18 protein-coding genes are annotated in these 19,345 nt (G+C 60.4%); 7 read left to right on the top strand and 11 right to left on the bottom strand.

Going from position 1 to position 19,345, the window contains the following annotated elements:
* The first annotated feature begins 63 nt into the window (after positions 1–63).
* Complete coding sequence (locus tag AC07OP_RS24145) at positions 64–4,902, top strand: RHS repeat-associated core domain-containing protein (protein WP_495101544.1); 4,839 nt, start codon at positions 64–66, stop codon at positions 4,900–4,902.
* A 23-nt stretch (positions 4,903–4,925) separates the two neighbouring features.
* Positions 4,926–5,267 carry a hypothetical protein gene (locus tag AC07OP_RS24140; protein ID WP_413771028.1) on the top strand — a complete coding sequence of 114 codons (342 nt, stop codon included), beginning with the start codon at positions 4,926–4,928 and terminating at the stop codon, positions 5,265–5,267.
* A 92-nt stretch (positions 5,268–5,359) separates the two neighbouring features.
* Here AC07OP_RS24140 and AC07OP_RS24135 read toward each other — a convergent pair whose 3' ends face one another.
* The 3 genes from AC07OP_RS24135 to AC07OP_RS24125 form a co-directional block, all read right to left on the bottom strand.
* Positions 5,360–6,589, bottom strand: a complete 1,230-nt coding sequence (locus AC07OP_RS24135) for a M20/M25/M40 family metallo-hydrolase (protein ID WP_115489165.1) — start codon at positions 6,587–6,589, stop codon at positions 5,360–5,362.
* Positions 6,590–6,635: 46 nt separating this feature from the next.
* Positions 6,636–7,694 carry a diguanylate cyclase gene (locus AC07OP_RS24130; RefSeq protein WP_495101545.1) on the bottom strand — a complete coding sequence of 353 codons (1,059 nt, stop codon included), beginning with the start codon at positions 7,692–7,694 and terminating at the stop codon, positions 6,636–6,638.
* Between the two features lie 85 nt (positions 7,695–7,779).
* Positions 7,780–8,412 (bottom strand): LysE family translocator, encoded by a 633-nt coding sequence (locus AC07OP_RS24125; RefSeq protein WP_495101546.1) that lies wholly within the window; start codon positions 8,410–8,412, stop codon positions 7,780–7,782.
* Positions 8,413–8,536: 124 nt separating this feature from the next.
* Between AC07OP_RS24125 and AC07OP_RS24120 the strand changes: the two genes are divergently transcribed.
* A complete protein-coding gene (locus tag AC07OP_RS24120; RefSeq protein ID WP_495101547.1) occupies positions 8,537–9,961 on the top strand; it encodes an aminotransferase-like domain-containing protein in 1,425 nt (474 codons plus the stop codon).
* Positions 9,962–10,051: 90 nt separating this feature from the next.
* Here AC07OP_RS24120 and AC07OP_RS24115 read toward each other — a convergent pair whose 3' ends face one another.
* Positions 10,052–10,522 (bottom strand): GNAT family N-acetyltransferase, encoded by a 471-nt coding sequence (locus AC07OP_RS24115; protein ID WP_495101548.1) that lies wholly within the window; start codon positions 10,520–10,522, stop codon positions 10,052–10,054.
* Positions 10,523–10,793: 271 nt separating this feature from the next.
* Between AC07OP_RS24115 and AC07OP_RS24110 the strand changes: the two genes are divergently transcribed.
* Complete coding sequence (locus tag AC07OP_RS24110; RefSeq protein ID WP_495109919.1) at positions 10,794–12,044, top strand: ribonucleotide-diphosphate reductase subunit beta; 1,251 nt, start codon at positions 10,794–10,796, stop codon at positions 12,042–12,044.
* Between the two features lie 45 nt (positions 12,045–12,089).
* Here the strand turns inward: AC07OP_RS24110 and AC07OP_RS24105 are convergent, their stop codons facing one another.
* Positions 12,090–12,389: a putative quinol monooxygenase gene (locus AC07OP_RS24105; RefSeq protein ID WP_098479661.1), complete on the bottom strand. Its 300-nt coding sequence runs from the start codon at positions 12,387–12,389 to the stop codon at positions 12,090–12,092.
* Between the two features lie 194 nt (positions 12,390–12,583).
* Between AC07OP_RS24105 and AC07OP_RS24100 the strand changes: the two genes are divergently transcribed.
* The gene (locus AC07OP_RS24100) at positions 12,584–13,072 is read left to right on the top strand and encodes a DUF1289 domain-containing protein (RefSeq protein ID WP_115488335.1); all 489 of its coding nucleotides are present in this window, start codon (positions 12,584–12,586) and stop codon (positions 13,070–13,072) included.
* Positions 13,073–13,105: 33 nt separating this feature from the next.
* On the opposite strand, the gene AC07OP_RS24095 is transcribed toward AC07OP_RS24100, so the two are convergent.
* From AC07OP_RS24095 to AC07OP_RS24085, 3 genes are all read right to left on the bottom strand, one after another.
* Positions 13,106–13,603: a DUF2269 family protein gene (locus AC07OP_RS24095; protein WP_495102747.1), complete on the bottom strand. Its 498-nt coding sequence runs from the start codon at positions 13,601–13,603 to the stop codon at positions 13,106–13,108.
* A 3-nt stretch (positions 13,604–13,606) separates the two neighbouring features.
* Positions 13,607–14,734, bottom strand: a complete 1,128-nt coding sequence (locus AC07OP_RS24090) for a saccharopine dehydrogenase family protein (protein ID WP_495102746.1) — start codon at positions 14,732–14,734, stop codon at positions 13,607–13,609.
* A gap of 120 nt (positions 14,735–14,854) precedes the next feature.
* The gene (locus tag AC07OP_RS24085) at positions 14,855–16,261 is read right to left on the bottom strand and encodes an XAC2610-related protein (protein WP_495102745.1); all 1,407 of its coding nucleotides are present in this window, start codon (positions 16,259–16,261) and stop codon (positions 14,855–14,857) included.
* A 128-nt stretch (positions 16,262–16,389) separates the two neighbouring features.
* Between AC07OP_RS24085 and AC07OP_RS24080 the strand changes: the two genes are divergently transcribed.
* Positions 16,390–16,953 carry a cysteine hydrolase family protein gene (locus AC07OP_RS24080; protein WP_495102744.1) on the top strand — a complete coding sequence of 188 codons (564 nt, stop codon included), beginning with the start codon at positions 16,390–16,392 and terminating at the stop codon, positions 16,951–16,953.
* Here AC07OP_RS24080 and AC07OP_RS24075 read toward each other — a convergent pair.
* Both AC07OP_RS24075 and AC07OP_RS24070 read right to left on the bottom strand, forming a co-directional pair.
* Positions 16,943–17,398: an NUDIX hydrolase gene (locus AC07OP_RS24075; RefSeq protein WP_495102743.1), complete on the bottom strand. Its 456-nt coding sequence runs from the start codon at positions 17,396–17,398 to the stop codon at positions 16,943–16,945. The genes AC07OP_RS24080 and AC07OP_RS24075 overlap by 11 nt on opposite strands.
* Before the next feature lie 15 nt (positions 17,399–17,413).
* Positions 17,414–17,845: an HIT family protein gene (locus tag AC07OP_RS24070; protein ID WP_495102742.1), complete on the bottom strand. Its 432-nt coding sequence runs from the start codon at positions 17,843–17,845 to the stop codon at positions 17,414–17,416.
* A gap of 74 nt (positions 17,846–17,919) precedes the next feature.
* On the opposite strand from AC07OP_RS24070, the gene AC07OP_RS24065 reads away from it, so the two are divergent.
* Positions 17,920–18,597: an aspartate/glutamate racemase family protein gene (locus tag AC07OP_RS24065; protein WP_495102741.1), complete on the top strand. Its 678-nt coding sequence runs from the start codon at positions 17,920–17,922 to the stop codon at positions 18,595–18,597.
* Here AC07OP_RS24065 and AC07OP_RS24060 read toward each other — a convergent pair.
* Complete coding sequence (locus tag AC07OP_RS24060; RefSeq protein ID WP_495102740.1) at positions 18,554–19,246, bottom strand: glutathione S-transferase family protein; 693 nt, start codon at positions 19,244–19,246, stop codon at positions 18,554–18,556. The two genes, AC07OP_RS24065 and AC07OP_RS24060, sit on opposite strands and share 44 nt — an antisense overlap.
* Between the last annotated feature and the right edge of the window lie 99 nt (positions 19,247–19,345).

Below are 19,345 nucleotides of genomic sequence, written 5' to 3'. Positions count from 1 at the left end.
TACACAGTGCGAGGGATTGCAGATGGTGGTTTTCGTTAAGGCCCCGGTTGACGGGGCTGTTTCATGATCGAGGTGACCCGCCAAGCCATTGGCTACCTGGTGCTGGCCGCCATGGATTCAAAGACGCGGGACGTCGAATCCGTTCTCAGCGACTTCGGGCGCTGCCTCAATACCTACGAGACCTGGGCGGAAAGCTTCTTTAGCTTTTCGGCCCTGGATATCGAACAGGTCTTCAAGGTTGGGGATGACGTGGCGCTCGTCGCGCCGATCAACCGCGCCATCCTTCCCAGCAGCACGACCGCAACGTGCCAGGCAAACGGCACGTTGACCCTGGTGCATATGTTCCAGAGCGCTCGGTTCGTGCCCATTGGCAATACGCCCGTGATGGTGCAACGCATCGATCCAGAGGGCGGTCCCCTGGGCGAGCCGATCCACAGGACCATCGGCCCCAGCGGCATCCTCGAAATCACCGAGTGTGATCGCAACCAACAGTACCGGATCAGCTTCTACCCCAACGTCTCCAAAGACCATTTCAAGGCGCTGTATGCCTCTTATCAGTCGGTTATCGCCCCGCTGGACGGTTGGTTGCGCAGTGAATGGGAGACCACCTTCGAACCGTTGTGGAAGGGTTACTCCGAAGCCAGCTTCCCCAAGCGCTACCTCGCCCTGCATCAAGCCTATGCCCGCGGCTTCGGCGAAGCGCTTTATTCGCTCTGGGACACTGTCAAGCAGTTGTTTCAGTGGCTTGGCGATCCGTTGGCCTATGCCGAACAACTGCTGCATTACCTGTCAGCGGACGAACTTGAAAAGCTGCTGACCCTTGGCGTCGACGCCATCGCCAAAGGCTTGTTGGTGCTCAGCGATGAGCCGCTGCTGTTCATCCATCTGTCGGCAATGGTCAGCTGGATGCGCCTGTTGCCACCGCCCTATATGAACGAATTGCTCGGGGAAATCAGCGCCGACGTATTGATCAACTTGTTGCTGTGTCTCGCCACTGCCGGGATGGGGATGGCGGTTCGAATAAGTACCAACGTGCTGGGCGGCATCAAGTCTCAACGTGCGCGCCGATGGCTGGAGCGCATGGCGGGGCAGTTCGGAAAATCGCCCATGGATGAGCATGTCGAGCTCGCCAAACCGGTTCTGCTGGGTGGCCCTGAAACGTCGATCAAGACCATTCCGGTGGCGCCGTTGAAGGCTGGGGAGCATGTGGTTTCGAACCCCGTGCCGGCGGTTCGCAGGAAGACTCGGCAGACGGTGTTGGTCCGCCAGGAGCCTGTCGATGATGTGCCGGTTTCAGGGAGGAACCCGAACGGGGATGCGGCGGCTTCTTCGGATAAGACCGTCACCAACGGCTGCCCGGTGTCGATGGTTACCGGGGAGGAATTGCTCACCCTCACCGACGGCACGTTGGATGGGATCTTGCCGTTCGAGTGGACGCGGTTGTACCGCACCAGTGCGGTGGAAGTGGATGGCGGGTTGGGGTTTGGTTGGAGTCATTCGCTGGCGCATCGGCTTTCTGTTTCAGGCGATTCGGTGGTGTGGACGGACCATGAGAACCGCTCGATTGAGTTTCCACTGCCGACGGTTGCTCGACCTGCCATCACCAATAGCCTGGCCGAAGCCGCGATCTATCTGGGCGCGTCGCCGGATGAACTGGTGCTGGCCCAGGCATCACGGTTCTATCACTTTCGCGACGGGGTGTTGGTCTCCATCAGCGATGCGTATGACAACCGGCTGCGGATTTCTCGGGATTATTTGGGGCGGATTGAGCGGCTGGATAACGGCGTCGGGCGTTCGCTGTTCCTGCGCTATGCGTTCGGCCACATCGTGGCGGTGGACTATCAGGTTCAGCGCGCCAAGGGGCATGAACCCTTCGAGTGGGTGACCGAGCAGAACGTTGTTTCCTACGCCTATGACGACCTGGGACGGTTGGTTTCGGCGACCAATGCGGTAGGCGAAAGCGAGGTTTATCGCTACGACGAGCAGCACGTGATTCTTGAGCGTGGGCTGGCCGGTGGGGCGAGTTTCTTCTGGGCGTGGGAACGGGCTGGCAAGGCTGCGCGATGTGTTCGGCATTGGGCCAGTTTTTCGCAGATGGATACGCGGTATGTGTGGGGGGACGACGGCAGTGTCACGCTGCATAACGCCGATGGTAGCCAGGAAGTGTACGTCCATGACGACCGGGCGCGGCTGGTGCAGCGGATTGATCCGGACGGTGCACAGCATTTCAAATCCTACGACGCCAAAGGCCGGCTGACGGTTGAGCAGGATCCGCTGGGGGCGGTGACGGCGTATCAGTATGACGAAGCCGGACGCTTGGTGGCGTTGTTTCCCGGGGATGATGAGCCGACGTCCTACGAGCATGACAATGGTTTCGTACGGGTTATGCGCCGTGGTGAGGCGGTCTGGAAGTACGAGCGCAATGACCAGGGCGATGTCATCCGCAAGATCGATCCCGATGGTCATGTTACGGATTACAGCTACGACCAATACGGGCAACTGGTTGGGGTTTGGTACCCGGATCACAGTTGTCAGCGACTGGTGTGGAATGAGCGGGGGCAACTGGTTGAGGAGCAGTTGCCCAATGGCGGGATCAAGCGTTATCGCTATGACGATCTTGGCCGGCAGGTGGCGCGCGAGGATGAGCATGGCGCGCTGACCCAGTATCAGTGGGACAGCGTGGGTCGCTTGGTTCGCGTGGTGCTGCCCGGTGGGGCATGTCGGGAATACAGCTACAACCCCTACGGAAAAATCACTGCCGAACGCGATGAGCTGGGGCATGTCACCCGCTACGAATACGCCAACGGCCTGCACCTGATCAGCTGCCGTATCAACGCCGACGGTAGCCAGGTCAAGTACCGCTACGACAATGCGCGATTACTGCTGACCGAGATCGAAAACGAGGTTGGCGAGACCTACCGACTTGCTTATCACCCCAACGGCCTGATCCAGCAGGAAATCGGGTTTGACGGGCAGCGCACCGCCTACGTCTACGACCTCAACGGCAACCTGCTGGAAAAGACCGAATACGGTGACGATGGTAGTCAGCTCGTTACTCGCTACCAGCGCGATCACGCCGGACGCCTCGTACGAAAAACCCTGCCCGACGGCAGCCTTGTTGAATATGCCTACGACCGCCAGGGCAACCTGCTCAGCGTCGATGACGGCCACTGGCCGCTGGCCTACGAATACGACCACCAAAACCGCCTCACCGCCGAACATCAGGGCTGGGGCACCTTGCGCTACGGCTACGACGCCTGCGGCCAGGTTCAACACCTGCGCCTGCCCGATAACAACCGGCTGGTTTTTAATCACGCCAAAGGCGGCCACCTCGCCAGCGTCGCGTTAAATGGCACGCTGCTAACGTCTCATCTGTTCAGGACCGGCCGTGAACACCAACGCGCCCAGGGGAAACTGCTCAGCAGCTACCAACACGACGAACAAGGCCGCCTGTTCAACCACGGTATCTGTGACAGCGAAGGCGCGCTGTACCAACGCCAATACGACTACGACAAAACCGGCAACCTCACCCGCCTGCTCGACACGCGCAAAGGCGAACACCACTACCACTATGACCCACTAGGCCGTCTCACCCGCGCCGACCACTCCCAAGACCTGCAGGAACGCTTCGGCCACACCCCGGCCGGCACCCTGCTGATGCAAGACCGCCCCGGCCCCGACATCGTTGCCGGCAACCGCCTGATGATCCAGGGCGACCGCCACTACGACTATGACGCCTTCGGCAACCTCATCCGCGTGCGGCGCGGCAAAGGCCATCAACTCGTCACCGAATACCGCTACGACTGCCAGCACCGGCTGATCGGCATTACCCAGCCCAACGGCCAAACCGCGAGCTATCGCTACGACCCGTTTGGGCGGCGTATCAGCAAAACCGTGGACGGCATCACCACGGAGTTTTTCTGGCAAGGCGACAAGCTGATTGCCGAGCACCATGCGGATCGCCATCGCAGCTATCTCTATGAACCCGACAGTTTCCGTCCGCTGGCACTGCTGGAAGGCTTCGGCCCAAAAAACACCAAAGCCTTCCACTACCAACTTGATCACCTCGGCACGCCCCAGGAACTGACAGACCCAGAGGGCGAAATCGTCTGGTCCGCCCACTACCGCGCCTACGGCCAGATCAGCCGACTCGACAAAGGCACAATCGACAACCCGCTACGTTTTCAGGGTCAGTACTTCGATCAGGAAAGCGGGCTGCACTACAACCGTCATCGCTACTACAATCCGGATGTTGGGTGTTACCTGACGCCTGATCCGGTGAAGTTGGCGGGTGGGATCAACGCGTATCAGTACGTGCCGAACCCTATGGGGTGGGTGGATCCGTTAGGCTTGAGCACATGTCCAGGTGGAGATGGATGCAAGCCAAGCACAAGCGTTCCGACGCCCACGGCAAGTGTCAATCACGGAGAGCCCGCTTTACCGCAACTGAGACGTGCGGAACGACAGGCAAGAATTGATGAACTTGCAGAAGCTAACGCTTACAGGCGCTTGGAAGAGCTAGAAAAAGCAACACCGGGCGCGCACTTTTTGGAAAAGCACGGCGCGCAAACAACACTTGAGTCTCAGCTTGAAAGAATCAGAACAGCGAAAAACCCTACAACGGGAATCGTTGAAATCTACACATCAGGCCCCAATAACGGAGAACCAAAATACCCACCTGCTGCAACACACTATCTGACTCACAGGGATCAATTGAATTCGATATATCGAGCACAGCTGATCTTTAGGATAAACGGCCACGCAACATCGCTAAAACCAATGGATATGGGAAAAATTATTGGCGAAGGATATTCCAGCGAGAGCAGGCAGTATAGTCAACAACGCAAAGCTCGAGTAATACTGGACAAAAACGGAAAACCTAAAACCGCTTACACTGAGTGATGAGTATGAAAAGAAAGCCGAGCATGTCGATAATTCGTGGTTTACTCTTCACTTACGACATTGAGAATACGGATGATCTGGAGCGAGAGCGTCTTATAGCCTCGAAAAACGTAAACACTGAGAACGAGCTCATCGAACTCTTTGATGAACTAACCCAACCCGAGTTCTTGTCTTATACAAAGCCAGAACAAGAGTGGTTTATTGAATCGATAGAGCACCACCTTGCTATTAACGATAACTTTGATTCAGTATTTAAAACAATGACAACTTATTTCAGCGAGCCTGTGACTGATCAGCAAGCATTTATGAGAGTGCTGCTGGACCGCCTGAAACAATACAACGGTACTCATAAATCGCAGCAGTGAACTCGACACCACCTGCCTTTGTGGCGAGCACGCCTGCTCGCCACAAGGAATGAAGGCTCAGCCAAATTGAATGGGCGAGCCTCCCAGCCTGATCAGCGTTTACTCAGTTCCATAATCATCCGACTCAACAAGTAAATCCGCGGCGCCACACTCTCCACCTCCGCATACTCCTGCGGCGTATGAATATTCCCCCCTACAATCCCAAACCCATCCAACGTCGGCGTCCCCACCCCGGCGGACAAACTGGCATCCGCCGCGCCGCCGCTGCCTTCAATGGTCAACTTTTTACCCAGCTCCCCATAAATCCCCTGGGCAATCGCCACCAGCTTGTCCGACTCCGGCGTCTGCGGCATGGGCGGCAGGCCGCGTTTCAGGCTGGTGGTCACTTCGGTTTCCGGGATCAGCTTGTTGGCGGAGACCCGCACCAAGTCCTTCTCGATCCGATCGAACTCTTCCGGCAATGCCGCACGCACGTCGGCCTTGGCCGTGGCTTGGTCGGGGATGACGTTGGTGCGGTCGCCCGCGTTGATCACGGTGAAGTTGATGGTGGTCTTCTTGTCTTCATCGCCGAGTTTGCCCAGTTGCAGAATCTGGTGCGCGGCTTCCATGGCGGCGTTGCGTCCCAGCTCCGGGGCAACGCCGGCGTGGGCGGCTTTGCCTTTGACTTCGACCACGGCGGTGGCACTGCCTTTGCGCCACACCACCAGGCCGTCGGCTGGGCGGCCGGGTTCCAGGTTCAGCGTGACGTCGTGGGCCTTGGCGGTGTTGCGGATCAGTTCAGAGGCGATGTCGGAACCGGTTTCTTCGCTGGCATCGAGCAGGAAGGTAATTTGTGCGTAGTCCTTGAACCCTTGGTTCTTCAGGACTTTGAGCGCGTAGATGCCGGCGACGATGCCGCCCTTGTCATCCATCACCCCGGGGCCATAGGCGCGGCCATCCTTGATGTGAAACGGCCGTTCGGCCGCCGAGCCTTCCTTGAACACGGTGTCCATGTGGGCCATCAGCAGGATTTTGGCCTTGCCGTTGCCCTTGAGGGTGGCGATCACATGGCTGCTGTTGGCGGTGGCATCCGGCACGCGCTCGATGGTGAAGCCCAGCTGTTTGAGTTCATCGACGGCGATGTCACTCACCTGGGTCAGGCCTGGCCCGTAGCCGGAACCCGAATCGATATTCACCAGGCGCTCCAGCAGTTTCAAGGCCGGGGCCTTGTACTGCTCGGCATCGGCCTGGATCTGTTTGTGGGGTTCGGCGCTGTAGGCCGGGACTGCAAAAGACAAGGCCAACGTGGCGGCCAGGAGGGTACGCGGGAAGGTGAAGGGCATGAACCGATCCTTGTTTTTTGTTGGGGTGCCGCCTCACCCTACCCCACTAGACCGACCGCAACCAAGTGCCTTGCACCGAACTGACCCGGTTGCGCCCGCTGCTCTTGGCTTCATACAGCGCCAGGTCTGCCTCATTGAGCCAACGGGTCGAGTCGACGTGCCCTGGTTGATACGGCGCCAGGCCGATGCTCAAGCTGGCGCGCAATGAAGGGTCCTGGGCGTAGGCCAACGCGTTGAAGCGATCGCGCAACGCATCCATCACTTCGGTGGCGCGGTTGAGCGGCATGCCCGGCAGGATCACGCAGAATTCATCGCCGCCATAGCGCCCGGCCAGGTCAGTGGCGCGCAGGTTCTGGCGCAGCACTTTGCCGAGCTGGCGCAGCACGATGTCGCCGGTGACGTGGCCATAGGTGTCGTTGATAAGCTTGAAGTGGTCGATGTCGATCAACGCAATCGCGGCCCCTTGCTGTTCGCGGCAGCAACGTTGGAACTCGATCTCCAGGTGGTCTTTCCACGCGCCATGGTTGAGCAGGCCGGTCAGGCTGTCGGTGCGACTCAGCGCCAGCAGTTCGCGTTTATGCCGGGCCAGGGTCACCGTCTGGCGGTAACAGATCCAACCCAGCGCCAGCGGGTACACCATCAGAATCGGCAGGCAGGCATAGAGCTGGACCGGGGTGGTCGTGGCGATAAAGGCCGGGGTGAATATCAACAGCGACGTGCCGATACCCAGCGCCTGCGCCGCCCAGCCCGCCAGCATGAAACGCGGACCGCCGATGGCGACGTTGTTCATGGTCATCATCGACAGGGTCGTCACACCGGGAAGCGGGTTGAAGTGCATGGCCGCGACCCAGAAACCGCCGCAAAACGAATCGAACAGCAAATTGCGGCGCTCACTGCGCAGCGTATGGGTAGTCCGCAACGAGCGCTGAAAGGCCACGACCGGCCAGACAAAGGCGTTGATCACCATCCAGGCCCACACCCATGGCGCCGGATCCAGCGGATACATGCCAAACACCACGCACACAAAACCGAGCGTCAGCCCCAAGGTGCGGGATTTATACAAACGGGTAGCGAGCGGAAGTCCTTTTCCTCCGACGGCTGGCATGGAGGGCTGTAATCCTGGATGAATGCCTGGAGTCTATCAGGGCGCCAGCAATTAGCCACCACTGCTCACTCCCCCGCCAAAACGTTCAGTGGGAAAAACCGCGGGCCAGCATCAACGCCACTCCCAGCAGCAGCACCGACGTGATCCGCTGCAACACCACACGGCGCTGGGGGATTTCCAGCACATGCTTGATGCGCTGGCCGAAGTAGCAATACAGGCAACCGCTGGCAAATTGCAGCACCAGGAAGGTCGCCCCGAGGATGGCGATATCCACCGCCGAACGGTGCTCCCCTGCCCCGGCGAACTGTGGGAATACAGCGCTGAACATGATGAGGGTCTTGGGGTTGGAAAAGCCGGTCAGCATTCCTTTGCCGAACAGGCTGCGCGAGCCCTCCACGGCAGCCGCCTTGCCGATCGACACGCCGCTGCCGGTCCACTGCTTGTAGGCCAGATAGAGAATGTAGGCCACTCCGACCAACTGAATGGCCTGGGTGATGGCGAGATTGCCCTTGATCAGTGCCGAAAAGCCCACGGCAAAGATCAGGATGGAAATCAGGTACGACACACTGGCACCGAGTTGCGCCGGGATCGAACTGCGCAAACCGCTCTTCAAGCCCAGGCTCAACAGCAGCAGGGTCATGGGGCCGGGGCTGAAGGTCATGGTGGCGCAAAACAGCAGGAAGTAGAGATACGAAGAGAGCGTCAATGCGCTGGTCATGGCCTTGGACCCAGGGTGAGAAGGCCTGCAGTGTAGGCAAGCGGCGTTGCATAAGGCAGGTAAAGTAAGGCCTAATCCGGCCGAACTTCACCGGTAAAATCACCGGTCAACACAAGGAAGGTTTATGTTTGTACCCGCCATCGCGTTTGTGAACGGCACACCCAAGGTGCAGCAGATCGTCGAGGCATTCAGCCAGCTCATCGAGAGCGGCGAATGGGCGCCCGGCAGCAAGTTGCCGTCGGTGCGAGAGTTGACCCAGGCCCTGGGCGTCAGCAAGTTCACCCTCAACGAAGCCCTGGACCGCCTGCGCGGGCGCAACCTGCTCACCTCCAGCCAGGGCCGTGGCTACTTCGTGGCCGTCGACAGGGTGCGCCCGGCCTCGGCGAGCTGGGTCGACCTGCTGCCCCAGGACCTGCTCAGCGTATTGCGCCGCCCCCTCGCCTCGGTCTACGGCGACCTGCGCCCCGGCGGCGGCCACTTGCCAGAAGCGTGGCTGGACAACGAAGCCTTCCGCCAGGCCATGCGCAGCACCGTGCGTGCGCCGTCGCTGCGCATCGCCGCACTGGGCACACCCGCCGGGCTGCTGCCCTTGCGCCAGGCCCTGCAACAGAAGCTGCATGCCGATGGTTTGTCGGTGCCGGTGGAACAAATCATCACCACCCCCAACACCGTGCAGGGCCTGGACATGCTCATGCGCCTGCTCGCCAGGCCCGGCGACACGGTGCTGCTCGACGCACCGTGCTATTTCAACTTCCACGCCAACCTGGCCTTGCACGGGGTCAAGATCGTGACCATCGAGCGGCGCCCCGACGGCTTCGACTTCAGCGTTCTCGAGCAGTTGCTGGCCGAACATCGCCCCAGCCTGTACCTGACCACCAGCGTGCTGCATAACCCCACCGGCCACTCCTTCAGCCCCAGCCAGGCGTTTCGCCTGTTGCAACTGACCCAGCAGTATCACTGCCATATCATCGAAGATGACCTCTACGCCGACCTGCACCCCAACCCACCGCCGCGCCTGGCCACTGTCGCCGGCCTCGACCAGGTCACCTACCTTTCGGGCTTCTCCAAAGTCCTCAGCGCCAACGCCCGTGTCAGCTATGTGGTGGCCGCACCGCAACTGGCGGCCAACCTTACCCATATGAAGCTGATGAGTGGCGGCGTGACCTCGGAGCTGCTTGAACAGATCGTCTACCGCACGCTCAGCGAAGGCAGCTACACCAAGCATCGCAAGCGCATGGTCCAGCGCCTGATGGAGGCCGGCGGACGTGTCGAACAGTGGCTGCGGCGTTGCGGCTGCGAACTGCCGATGCCCTATGAGGGCGGGATGTTTATCTGGGCGCGTCTGCCACCTGGGGTAAGCGGCGAGCAACTGGCCCAGGATGCGTTGAAACAAGGCATGGTGCTGGCGCCGGGTGCGTTGTTCGGTAATGACCCGGCGCACCGCGACTCGATGCGCTTCAATGTGGCCCACAGTGATGAGCCACGGGTGCAGCAGGTGTTTGCGGCGCTGTTGCAGGCTGCGGCCGATGGGGTTCCCCCGCCCCCCTAACATGAGACGGGTTTACTCCCGACGGCCGTGCGCCGGTGAGCTTCTGTGTTACCGAGCCGTCAGGGTCGGCCCCGCAGCCCACGCCGGCCACTACTGGAAGGCGCGTTCCATCTTGATGATCTCGATTGAAATCGCACTGTTGCCACGGCTGAAGGTGCCTTCGCCAATCTTGCGAAAACCGAACGCGGCATAGAATTTTTCGGCGGTAAGGGTGGCTTCGAGGTAGGCGCACCTATGGCCGGCAGCCTCGATAAGCTGCAGCGCTTTGGTCAGCAGACGGGCGCCGACGCCCTGCCCGGACGCATCCCCACGAATGAACAGCTTGCTGACCTCATGCCCGTCCACCTCGACGAAACCTTGCACAGTGTCGGTGTACGCCAGCCAAAGGTTGCCGGCAGCGATGGCTTCGCGGTACGTGTCAGGCGAGCGTCCGTCCAGCCACATGGCAATCTGTTCGGTGCCATAGTCGGCCTTGCACAGGTGTTCGACAGAGTGTTTATGCACCAGGAAGAGGCTTTCAGCGTCGTCCTGGATGGCTGGGCGGATCAGCAGTTTTTTCATTCCCTTGAGATTCCGAGCGAGGCCAATGAACCCAGGCTTTATAGCCGAATGAGCGCCGGGGAGCGACCCAGGACCGCACATCTTGTGCGTTGACCATGCCCCCCACACACCATATAGTGTGCCCACAAACAGAACAGACCACTACATAGTGTGCAGCATCGGTAATCACCGACCACACTCTGCGCAGTATTTCAATGCCTGGCAGCCTGCAAATCGTATTTTTTTGGACGGATTCACATGCCGTCAAAACAGAACAGAAGGGAGTATTTCAATGCTGAGTTGGGATGAAGTCGACAACGAGGAAACCGGTGCAGCCGTGATCAAGGGCGCCAACGCCGGCCATGCCAGCGAAGCCAACATGGACCGCCTCGACGGTGCCGGCGCCGCTGCCGCCATCGAAGCCCGCGCCGTCACCGCCAGTGACTCCGCCGCCATCGTGCGCGCCAAGGCCGCCCTGGACAAACTCGACGTCGCCGAAGGCCTCGCCGAACTCGAAGGCGCCTCCGCCCGCGTCGCCGTTGACGAAAAGCGCATGATCAACTGCCGCGCCGACCTCAACCAACTCGTGCCCTTCAAGTACGACTGGGCCTGGCAGAAATACCTCGACGGCTGCGCCAACCACTGGATGCCGCAAGAGGTCAACATGACCGCCGACATCGCCCTGTGGAAAAACCCCGAAGGCCTCACCGACGACGAACGCCGCATCGTCATGCGCAACCTCGGCTTCTTCTCCACTGCGGATTCGTTGGTCGCGAACAACCTGGTCCTGGCCGTCTACCGCCTGATCACCAACCCGGAATGCCGCCAGTACATCCTGCGCCAGGCCTTCGAAGAAGCGATCCACACCCACGCCTACCAGTACTGCATCGAATCGTTGGCCATGGATGAAGGCGAGATCTTCAACATGTACCACGAGATCCCATCGGTGGCCAAAAAGGCAGCCTGGGGCCTGAAATACACCCGTTCGATCTCCGATCCAAAGTTCGAAACCGGCACCGTCGACACCGACAAGGAACTGCTGCGCAACCTGGTCGCTTACTACTGCGTACTGGAAGGCATCTTCTTCTACTGCGGCTTCACCCAGATCCTGTCCATGGGCCGCCGCAACAAAATGACCGGCGTCGCCGAGCAGTTCCAGTACATCCTGCGCGATGAGTCGATGCACCTGAACTTCGGTATCGATGTGATCAACCAGATCAAGATCGAAAACCCGCATTTGTGGGATGCCGAGATGAAGGAAGAAGCGACCCAGATGATTTTGCAGGGGACGCAGCTGGAGATTGAATATGCGCGCGATACCATGCCGCGCGGTGTGTTGGGCATGAACGCGGCGATGATGGAGGATTACCTCAAGTTCATCGCTAACCGTCGCCTGTCGCAGATCGGCTTGAAGGAAGAGTATCCGGGGACGACCAACCCGTTCCCATGGATGAGCGAGATCATGGACTTGAAGAAAGAGAAGAATTTCTTTGAGACTCGGGTTATTGAGTATCAGACCGGCGGCGCATTGAGCTGGGATTAACCCCGCAGCCCCATGGACCGTAGCATCACGGTCCATGGGCGGGGTTCAGTCCGAGACCTGCTCCAGAAAGATCAACTGCAAAGGCTCATCGAGCCAGTCATCCGCCGCTGCGGCGAAGCGCTGGAAGTATGGCGTCGCAAAATGCGCATCGAGTGCCGCCTGGTCCTTGAACGCCTCACGCATGTAGAACGTACCGGGTTCGTCCCGCTGCTCGAACAACACATAGTCAAGGTTGCCTGGTTCGGTGCGCGTCGGCTCGATCAGGTTCAACAAGCCTGCTTTAAGGGCCTGTTGCTTGCCGGGTTTGGCCTTGAGTACGGCGAGGGAAACCAGGGGTTTGTGCATGGCAGTGACTCTTTCACGGGGTGGGCTGGTACATCCTGCAAGGGCAGCAACCATCAGGGCGCTTAGCCAATAACCTGAAGCGTTGATCGGGGTTTTCATGCTGGGTGCTCTCAGTGGACTGGGGTCATCGTTGTCCACCTGGCAATAAAGAAACACCGACAAAACCCGCTTACACTTTCTTCAAAGGCTTGAAAATGCCTCACACCATCAAGACCCCCTGCGTCGGCCTGTGCTCCACCGTTTACGGCGACCTGGTCTGCCGGGGCTGCAAGCGTTATCACCATGAAGTGATCCAGTGGAATGGCTACAACGCCGAGGAAAAGCAGGCGGTATGGCTGCGCCTTGAGCAATTGCTGGTGCAGGTCATGGCCAGCAAGCTGGAGGTGTCCGACCCGCAGCGCCTGCGCCAGCAACTGGAGGACCGCAAGATTCGCTTTATGCCGCACCAGTCACCCTATTGCTGGGCGTACCAGCTGATTGCCCGGGGCGCTCGGGTGATTTCCAGGCTGGACGCCTATGGGTTGGCGTTGTTGCCGGAGTTTCGCGAGCGCAGCCTGGCGGATTTGCGCGATGCTATTGACCGGGAGTTTTTCCTGCTGTCCGAGGCGCATTACGAGCGGTATATCGCCCCGGGATTTATACGCGAAGTGTTTGGCCCGCCCCTCATCGCCAGCAGTATGTGACCGTCGCAGCTGTCGAGCCTTGGCCAGGCTGCGTCAGGCCCTCACCAACAGCCCAAGCAACTGCCACGGCGTCATCTTCGTCACCATGATCATCACGATCACAAACATCCCCAGGAAGCCGAAGACGCCCAGCCAGAACCATTGCCGATAAACACCACGGTATCCATCCTCCAGTGCCGTCTCGGTCTGGACCGCCCGAGAGGCCATCCGCTGCAAGCGCTTCTGCAGCACCAGCACCGGCAACCACAGCGAGCCCACGCAGAGGAAGATGATCAACGCGGTCAGTACCCATTCAGTGGTCACCGGCAGCCCGGCCAGCCGGATCAGCAGCAAGCCCGTGATGATCTGGATGACGCCCGCCGGCGTGGTGATCCAGGTGTCGAACCGTACGACCATGCGCGCCACATGGGCGATCACCTGCGGATTGCCGGTACGACTGGCGGCGATCAGGTAAAGGTACGAGCCCATGCCGAAACCGAACAGGAAAATCGCCGCGATGATGTGCAGGTACTTCAGGCACAGGTAGAGCATCCGTCAGGCCTGCCCGTCAGAGAAGCGCAACGTCAGGCTCAGCTTCGTCGGTTCGTTGATGGCGGCCATGTATTCGTCGACGCTGATTTCGCCTACGCACGGGCGGGCGCCAGGTCCAGGCACGTAGCCGTGGGCCATTTTGATGGCGAGGGCGACGGCCGCGCAGCTGGGGATTTCCGGTCCCTTGTCGTCCAGAGCCGTGAGTTGCACCGCCAGGGACAGCGGCTGGCCTTGCCTGCCCAGGCCCTGCACGTCGATGTACATCGCGCTTTTGCCATCGCCAAATCGTTCGAACCAGGTGCCCAGGCGATGCAGCCTGGCGGCCCACACGAGGTGGTCGCGCACGATGCCCATGCGTAGCGCCCGGGCCAGCAGGTAATTGGCGACGCCGCCCAGCTTGAGCCCCGCACCGGCCTTGAAGCGCAGGGTATGGGCGCCATAACGGCCGGCGAATATATCCATGTCGGGCACGTCCACATTGGCCAGCACCCGCGTGCCGAGCTGGGGCATCCTGCGCAGGGTCAGGTCCTGCCAGCCCAGCACGTCGTGCACCTGGCCCTGCTTGAGTTGCTTGATCGGTTTGCCCGCATAGGCAAGCACGCCTTCGATGGTCGACAGCCCCGGCATCTTCGCCGACGAGGAAATGCCATGCTCGATGGCGTCGATGCGCATGAAGCGATCGCGGTACTGATCGATGAGGGCGGACGACAACGTCGGCACAGAGCTGCAACCGCTGAGGACGGCCACGCCCGCCTGCCGGGCTTTCGCGTCCAGCACGCCGATGCCATTGACGAAGGCCCGGCAGTCCGACAGGTCGCAGTAGTTCACGCGCGCATCGATGCAGTGCTGGGCGACGGCATAGGACTGCCCCTGGAACGGGCCGCCGGTGTGGATCACCAACTGGATGTCCATCGCCTGCAAGACGCCAGCGAACCCGGCTGCCATGGCGTCGCCGCGCCAGCTTTCGCACACGCGGCCGGAGGATGTTTTCAACCCATCGACTTTGCGCTGCAACTTGTGTGGGTGGCGGCCCGAGACCACCAGTTCAATGCCCGGCGCGCCCGCCAGGTGCCGGCAAATGATGCTGCCGAAGTTGCCGTAGCCGCCGATCACCATCACCCTGAGTGCCATTGCCTGCTTCCTTGATCAATCAATTGTGCGCCGAGCCTGAAGCGGCCGGCGGTTGAAGATACCCTATGTATCTAACCGCCTGAGCCAGGATCGACACTCAGGCGGCATTACTCCCCGGCCTCAGGGCTGCTTACGATAAAACCCGGTCAGGTAGTCCTGGCTGTCCGGCGCCGAGTTGTGCTCGATCACGGCAAAGCCCTTCACCAGTTGAATGTGATACGGCCCGGCCCGAGGGGGCGCCTGGGGTGCGCGCACGATAATCAGGTTTGCGGTTTCCATCGGCACGCGTTGGTACGTAGTGATGATGATCTTGTCGGTGCCGGTGTCTTTGAGCGTCACGCTGAGTTCCGCCACTTCCCTGCCCTGGGCATCGCGTTCGGGAAGGATTTTCAGGTCCAGGTCACCGTCGCGGTCGAGGAAGTCATCGCGCATCTGGTAATGGCCATCGCGCTGGTCACGGGCCACGTCGCCGAGTTTGTCGTACTCAGGCTCCCGGTCCTGCCTGTGCAGTTGAATCTGCAGCTCGGGCTGGTCACCCTTGGCGCCACTGACCCAGGTGCCCGCGTAGTCATAAGGTTCGACGGTTTCCCGCGTGATGCGCCAGATGCCGGTTTGACGGCCATCATCGGCATATTCGTGCAGGTAGATAAACGACTGGTCGCCGTATTCACCCTGGTCGCCCACCAGCTTGATCGCCTTGCCGCTGCCGCTTTTGATGTAGCGCAACTCACCGATCAGCACCGCGCCCTGTTGCTGGTACCAGAGCTGCACCGGGATCTTGCCGTTGAGGGTGCCGGCCAGGAACTCGGGGTCTTCGTTGACCGGCCCTTCCAGCCTGGGTGTTTCCAGCCACTGGCCGTCCTTCCACTCACCGGTGGTGCGCAGCATGTAGCCGCTGGGCATGCTGTTGTTGGCGTCATCGTCCGTCGCCGGCACTTCCGCCTGGGTGTACGCGCTGAGTCGCACCAGTTTGCCGTCGCGCATCTGATAGCGGCTGGCGCGGGTCCAGCAGCAACCCCGGTCGGTCTGCGAATGGATAATGCCGTCCTTGGGATTGATCGAAAACATCCCGCCGGAGGTCTCGTTGGCCAGGTCGGTCAAGGGGCCATTCAGCACCCAGTGGGGCGTGTGCGGGTCTTGCAGATACACGTCGTAACTGGACTGGAAGTCCTCGTCCGCACCGGTGCCATTGCGGATCGCCAGGTCCTGGCGGCCGTCCTGGTTGAAATCGGCGAAGTACACCACGCCGTTCTCCCCCATCAGGCGCCAGTCCACGGTTCTGCCTTGCTGGTCCAGCGGCACCTGGGCATCCGGGGTCTGCAATTGCTGAAGGATTTCGAGGGAGCGTTTGTCGCGCAGGGTGATGAGCGCCGGCGCCAGGTGCTGCAAGTCCTGCGGCACCTCTGGGAACAACACTTCGACCAGGTATTGACCGCTGGGGTCATTGACCGAGAACGAACGGGGCTCGGCCATGACGGGAGCGGCCAGGGCCAGGGAGAGGAGTACACCGCTGAGTCGCGTACGCATCCAACGCATCCTTGCTGAAATTCGGGGGCGGCAGTGTAAAGGCAAATGGCGAAGGCTTCGAACAAATCGCTGTTTAGGCGCACTCAATGGCTGCTATGTTTTGTGCCTCACGCGCCAAAGGACGTGCCATGGAACCGTTAGCCACCAACGCTGCATTGGTGATCATCGACATGCAGCAGGGCATGAATGACCCGAAGCTCGGGCGCCGCAATAATCCGCAGGCCGAGCAGCAGTTGCAGCAATTGCTCGGCGCCTGGCGGCAGTCGGGGCGGCCTGTGGTGCACGTCAGGCACATCTCCCGTACCCCCGGCTCGGTATTCTGGCCGGGCCAGCCGGGCTGCGAATTTCAGCCTGCGCTGCAACCACTGGCCCACGAACACGTGGTGGAAAAGAACGTACCCTGTGCCTTTATCGCCACCGGGCTGGAACGCTGGCTGCACGCGCGTTCGATCAAGCAACTGGTGATCGCCGGGGTGATCACCAACAACTCCGTCGAAGCAACGGCACGCACAGGCGGCAACCTGGGCTTTGACGTGCTCGTCGCCGCAGACGCCTGCTACACCTTCGATCAAACCGATGGGTCCGGGCGCCTGTGGCCAGCGGAGGACGTGCACGCACTGTCGCTGAGCAACCTGGCCATGGACTACGCCAGGGTGGCCGAAACGGCCGGGATTCTCGGCGCTATGCGCTGAACACGCCGGCTTGCACCAGCATGTCAACCAGCGCTTCAGGCCAGACCGTTTCCTCGGTGGCACGCAACGCCTGAGCCGACCACCAATGATGGTCCGCCATTACCTGGGTTTCTTCCAGCGTCCATTCGGCCCTGGACAGTTCGGTGTTGGCTGTGTGCACCACAAAGTAGTGCTCGACAGCCGACACCGTTTCACCGCTGGGAAGCATCAGCGCAAATCGGCGCTCGGCGATGGGCGCTGCAACGGCCTGCACCTGGATACCGGTTTCCTCGCGCAGCTCGCGGATGGCAGCGGCCTCGAAAGTCTCCCCCGGTTCGACACCGCCGCCAGGGGTAGCCCAGTAATTTTGACCGGCCAGTGCGCCGTCTTTATGGATAAACCTGAAGAGCAGTACTTCGTGCGCGGGGTTGATCACCAGCAGTCGTGCAGCCTTTCGTTCACGCATGGGTGTATTCCTTGCTTAATTTTCCAGTAATTGCGCGATAGCCTTACGCAGCTCCCCATGCACGTCTTCCGCGTACGGCAACGCATTTTTCCAGTCATAAAACCAAACGGGCATCTTGCGCTTGTCATCCGGTTCCGAGGCGTAGCGCGGGAAAATATGGCAATGCAACTCCGGCTCCGAATTGCCCAGGATCTCGTAGTTCATCCGCAATGCACCGCTGGCTTGCAGCACCGCGTCGCCGATGCGCGCCATGTCGAGCAGGTAGATCGCGCGGGCGTCGGCATCCAGTTCGTTCAGGCTGGCGACCACCGGGTCGGGCAATAGCAGGCAGTAGCCAGGCAGGAATTGCACATCGCCCATCACTGCCCAGCCTGAGGGCATGCGGCAGATGACTTTGTCGTTAGTGCCGTTGCGGGCCTGTTCTACGCGTTCCATGATCAGCGGCATACCCTGTCCTTGCGTTAGGTGAGTGCGGGCTACATCTTAACCATCGTCGACATTTTCAGCACTGGAAACAGCCCATGCGCATAGCCTGCCTTCATACCGCAGCCAGCAACATCGGCGTCTTTGAAACCGCCGCGAAAGCACTGGGTATCGGCACTGATGTGCTACGTCATGAAGTGCGCGCCGACCTGTTGGCTGCTGCCGAAAACGCCGGTCTTCTGAGCGCCGACATCTGCGCATCCACCGCATCAGCCCTGCTTGCACTGGCTGAACAGGCCGATGCCGTGGTGCTCACCTGCTCGACCCTGGGTCCGGTCGTTGAAGGTATCTCCAGCAGTGTCCCGATCCTGAGGACAGACGAAGCGCTGGCCGCCTCGGCGGTGCAGGATGGCGGAAAAATTGCGGTGCTGTGCGCGGTGGAAACCACCCTCGAACCTACCGCGCGGCTGTTTCACAAGGCCGCGCTGCAATCGAACGCGGTCGTCGAAGTGCGGCTGGTTCCGGGGGCATGGCGCTTGTTCAAGGCAGGTGACATCGACGGCTACCTGGCGACAATCGCCAAAGCTGCCGATGCCGCCTATAGGGATGGAATGACACGGGTTGCGCTGGGCCAGGCGTCGATGAGCGCGGCCGCCGTGCAGGTAACGGCCGGCCCGCTGCCCCTCACCAGCGCAGCGACCGGGCTGGCGGCAGCTATGCGGGCCGTTGCCCTCAGTGCGGTTGTGCAACCATTGCACGCCAGGCCTGAACGCTAGGTCGCTCGTTGACCCTGGCCTGCCAGGCGCGCAGGGCTTCACACGTCTGCGGCACCGGCAATTGCACCAGGTCCGCGAAGATCATGCCGCCGAGTAACGCGATATCGGCCATCGAGAAGGCATCGCCCGCCACAAAATCGCGGGTCTTGAGCACGTTATCGAAATAGTGCATCCCCCTGACCGCTTTGTCCCGCATGCGCATGCCCCATTCGGCGTTCTGATAAAGCTCGACCTCAGGCCCAAGCCCAGGGGTGGCATGATGGAAATACACGCTGACCGCATCCATCAATTCAATCTCTGCGCGCTTGGTCATCATGTGGATCAGGCCTTGCTCGGTCGGCGTCCTGCCGGTGAGGGTCGGGTTGCCATCGAGCGTGTCCAGGTACTGGGTGATAGCCGTGCATTCAGCGATGAACGTGCCGTCGTCCAGTTGCAGCACTGGCAGGGTGCCAGAGTAGTTGAGGGCCAGGAACGCAGGTTGTTTGTGTTCCCCTTTCCATAGGTTGACCGACACGAACTCAACGCGCGGCAACAGATTTTTCTCGGCCAGCGCTATACGAACACGCGCTGGATAGGGGCCGTTGTACCAATCATAAATTTTCATCAACGGCGGTTGGGATACGTCGGGTTGTGGTTGTTGGAACGTCATGATCTGCTCGCCTACCTGTCAAGTGGTAGGTAAAGACTGGAGGTATTATTTCAGGCCGTCAAGCATTACCTACCAGTTGGCAGGTAAAACCTTATCAGC

The sequence above is a fragment of the Pseudomonas sp. GW821-FHT09D08 genome, assembly GCF_059416305.1.
The sequence above is the reverse complement of the archived record's forward strand: the minus strand, read 5'-3'. Positions and strand labels throughout refer to the sequence as shown.

What these genes read in the sequence shown, in the direction of transcription:
- AC07OP_RS24060 (WP_495102740.1), bottom strand. Translation starts at nt 19,246, where the DNA reads ATGACGTTCCAACAACCACAACCCGACGTATCCCAACCGCCGTTGATG.
- AC07OP_RS24115 (WP_495101548.1), bottom strand. Translation starts at nt 10,522, where the DNA reads ATGAAAAAACTGCTGATCCGCCCAGCCATCCAGGACGACGCTGAAAGC.
- AC07OP_RS24125 (WP_495101546.1), bottom strand. Translation starts at nt 8,412, where the DNA reads ATGACCAGCGCATTGACGCTCTCTTCGTATCTCTACTTCCTGCTGTTT.
- AC07OP_RS24095 (WP_495102747.1), bottom strand. Translation starts at nt 13,603, where the DNA reads ATGCTCTACCTGTGCCTGAAGTACCTGCACATCATCGCGGCGATTTTC.
- AC07OP_RS24145 (WP_495101544.1), top strand. Translation starts at nt 64, where the DNA reads ATGATCGAGGTGACCCGCCAAGCCATTGGCTACCTGGTGCTGGCCGCC.
- AC07OP_RS24075 (WP_495102743.1), bottom strand. Translation starts at nt 17,398, where the DNA reads ATGCGTGAACGAAAGGCTGCACGACTGCTGGTGATCAACCCCGCGCAC.
- AC07OP_RS24105 (WP_098479661.1), bottom strand. Translation starts at nt 12,389, where the DNA reads ATGCACAAACCCCTGGTTTCCCTCGCCGTACTCAAGGCCAAACCCGGC.
- AC07OP_RS24080 (WP_495102744.1), top strand. Translation starts at nt 16,390, where the DNA reads ATGGAACCGTTAGCCACCAACGCTGCATTGGTGATCATCGACATGCAG.
- AC07OP_RS24100 (WP_115488335.1), top strand. Translation starts at nt 12,584, where the DNA reads ATGCCTCACACCATCAAGACCCCCTGCGTCGGCCTGTGCTCCACCGTT.
- AC07OP_RS24110 (WP_495109919.1), top strand. Translation starts at nt 10,794, where the DNA reads ATGCTGAGTTGGGATGAAGTCGACAACGAGGAAACCGGTGCAGCCGTG.
- AC07OP_RS24130 (WP_495101545.1), bottom strand. Translation starts at nt 7,694, where the DNA reads ATGCCAGCCGTCGGAGGAAAAGGACTTCCGCTCGCTACCCGTTTGTAT.
- AC07OP_RS24140 (WP_413771028.1), top strand. Translation starts at nt 4,926, where the DNA reads ATGTCGATAATTCGTGGTTTACTCTTCACTTACGACATTGAGAATACG.
- AC07OP_RS24120 (WP_495101547.1), top strand. Translation starts at nt 8,537, where the DNA reads ATGTTTGTACCCGCCATCGCGTTTGTGAACGGCACACCCAAGGTGCAG.
- AC07OP_RS24070 (WP_495102742.1), bottom strand. Translation starts at nt 17,845, where the DNA reads ATGCCGCTGATCATGGAACGCGTAGAACAGGCCCGCAACGGCACTAAC.
- AC07OP_RS24135 (WP_115489165.1), bottom strand. Translation starts at nt 6,589, where the DNA reads ATGCCCTTCACCTTCCCGCGTACCCTCCTGGCCGCCACGTTGGCCTTG.
- AC07OP_RS24090 (WP_495102746.1), bottom strand. Translation starts at nt 14,734, where the DNA reads ATGGCACTCAGGGTGATGGTGATCGGCGGCTACGGCAACTTCGGCAGC.
- AC07OP_RS24065 (WP_495102741.1), top strand. Translation starts at nt 17,920, where the DNA reads ATGCGCATAGCCTGCCTTCATACCGCAGCCAGCAACATCGGCGTCTTT.
- AC07OP_RS24085 (WP_495102745.1), bottom strand. Translation starts at nt 16,261, where the DNA reads ATGCGTACGCGACTCAGCGGTGTACTCCTCTCCCTGGCCCTGGCCGCT.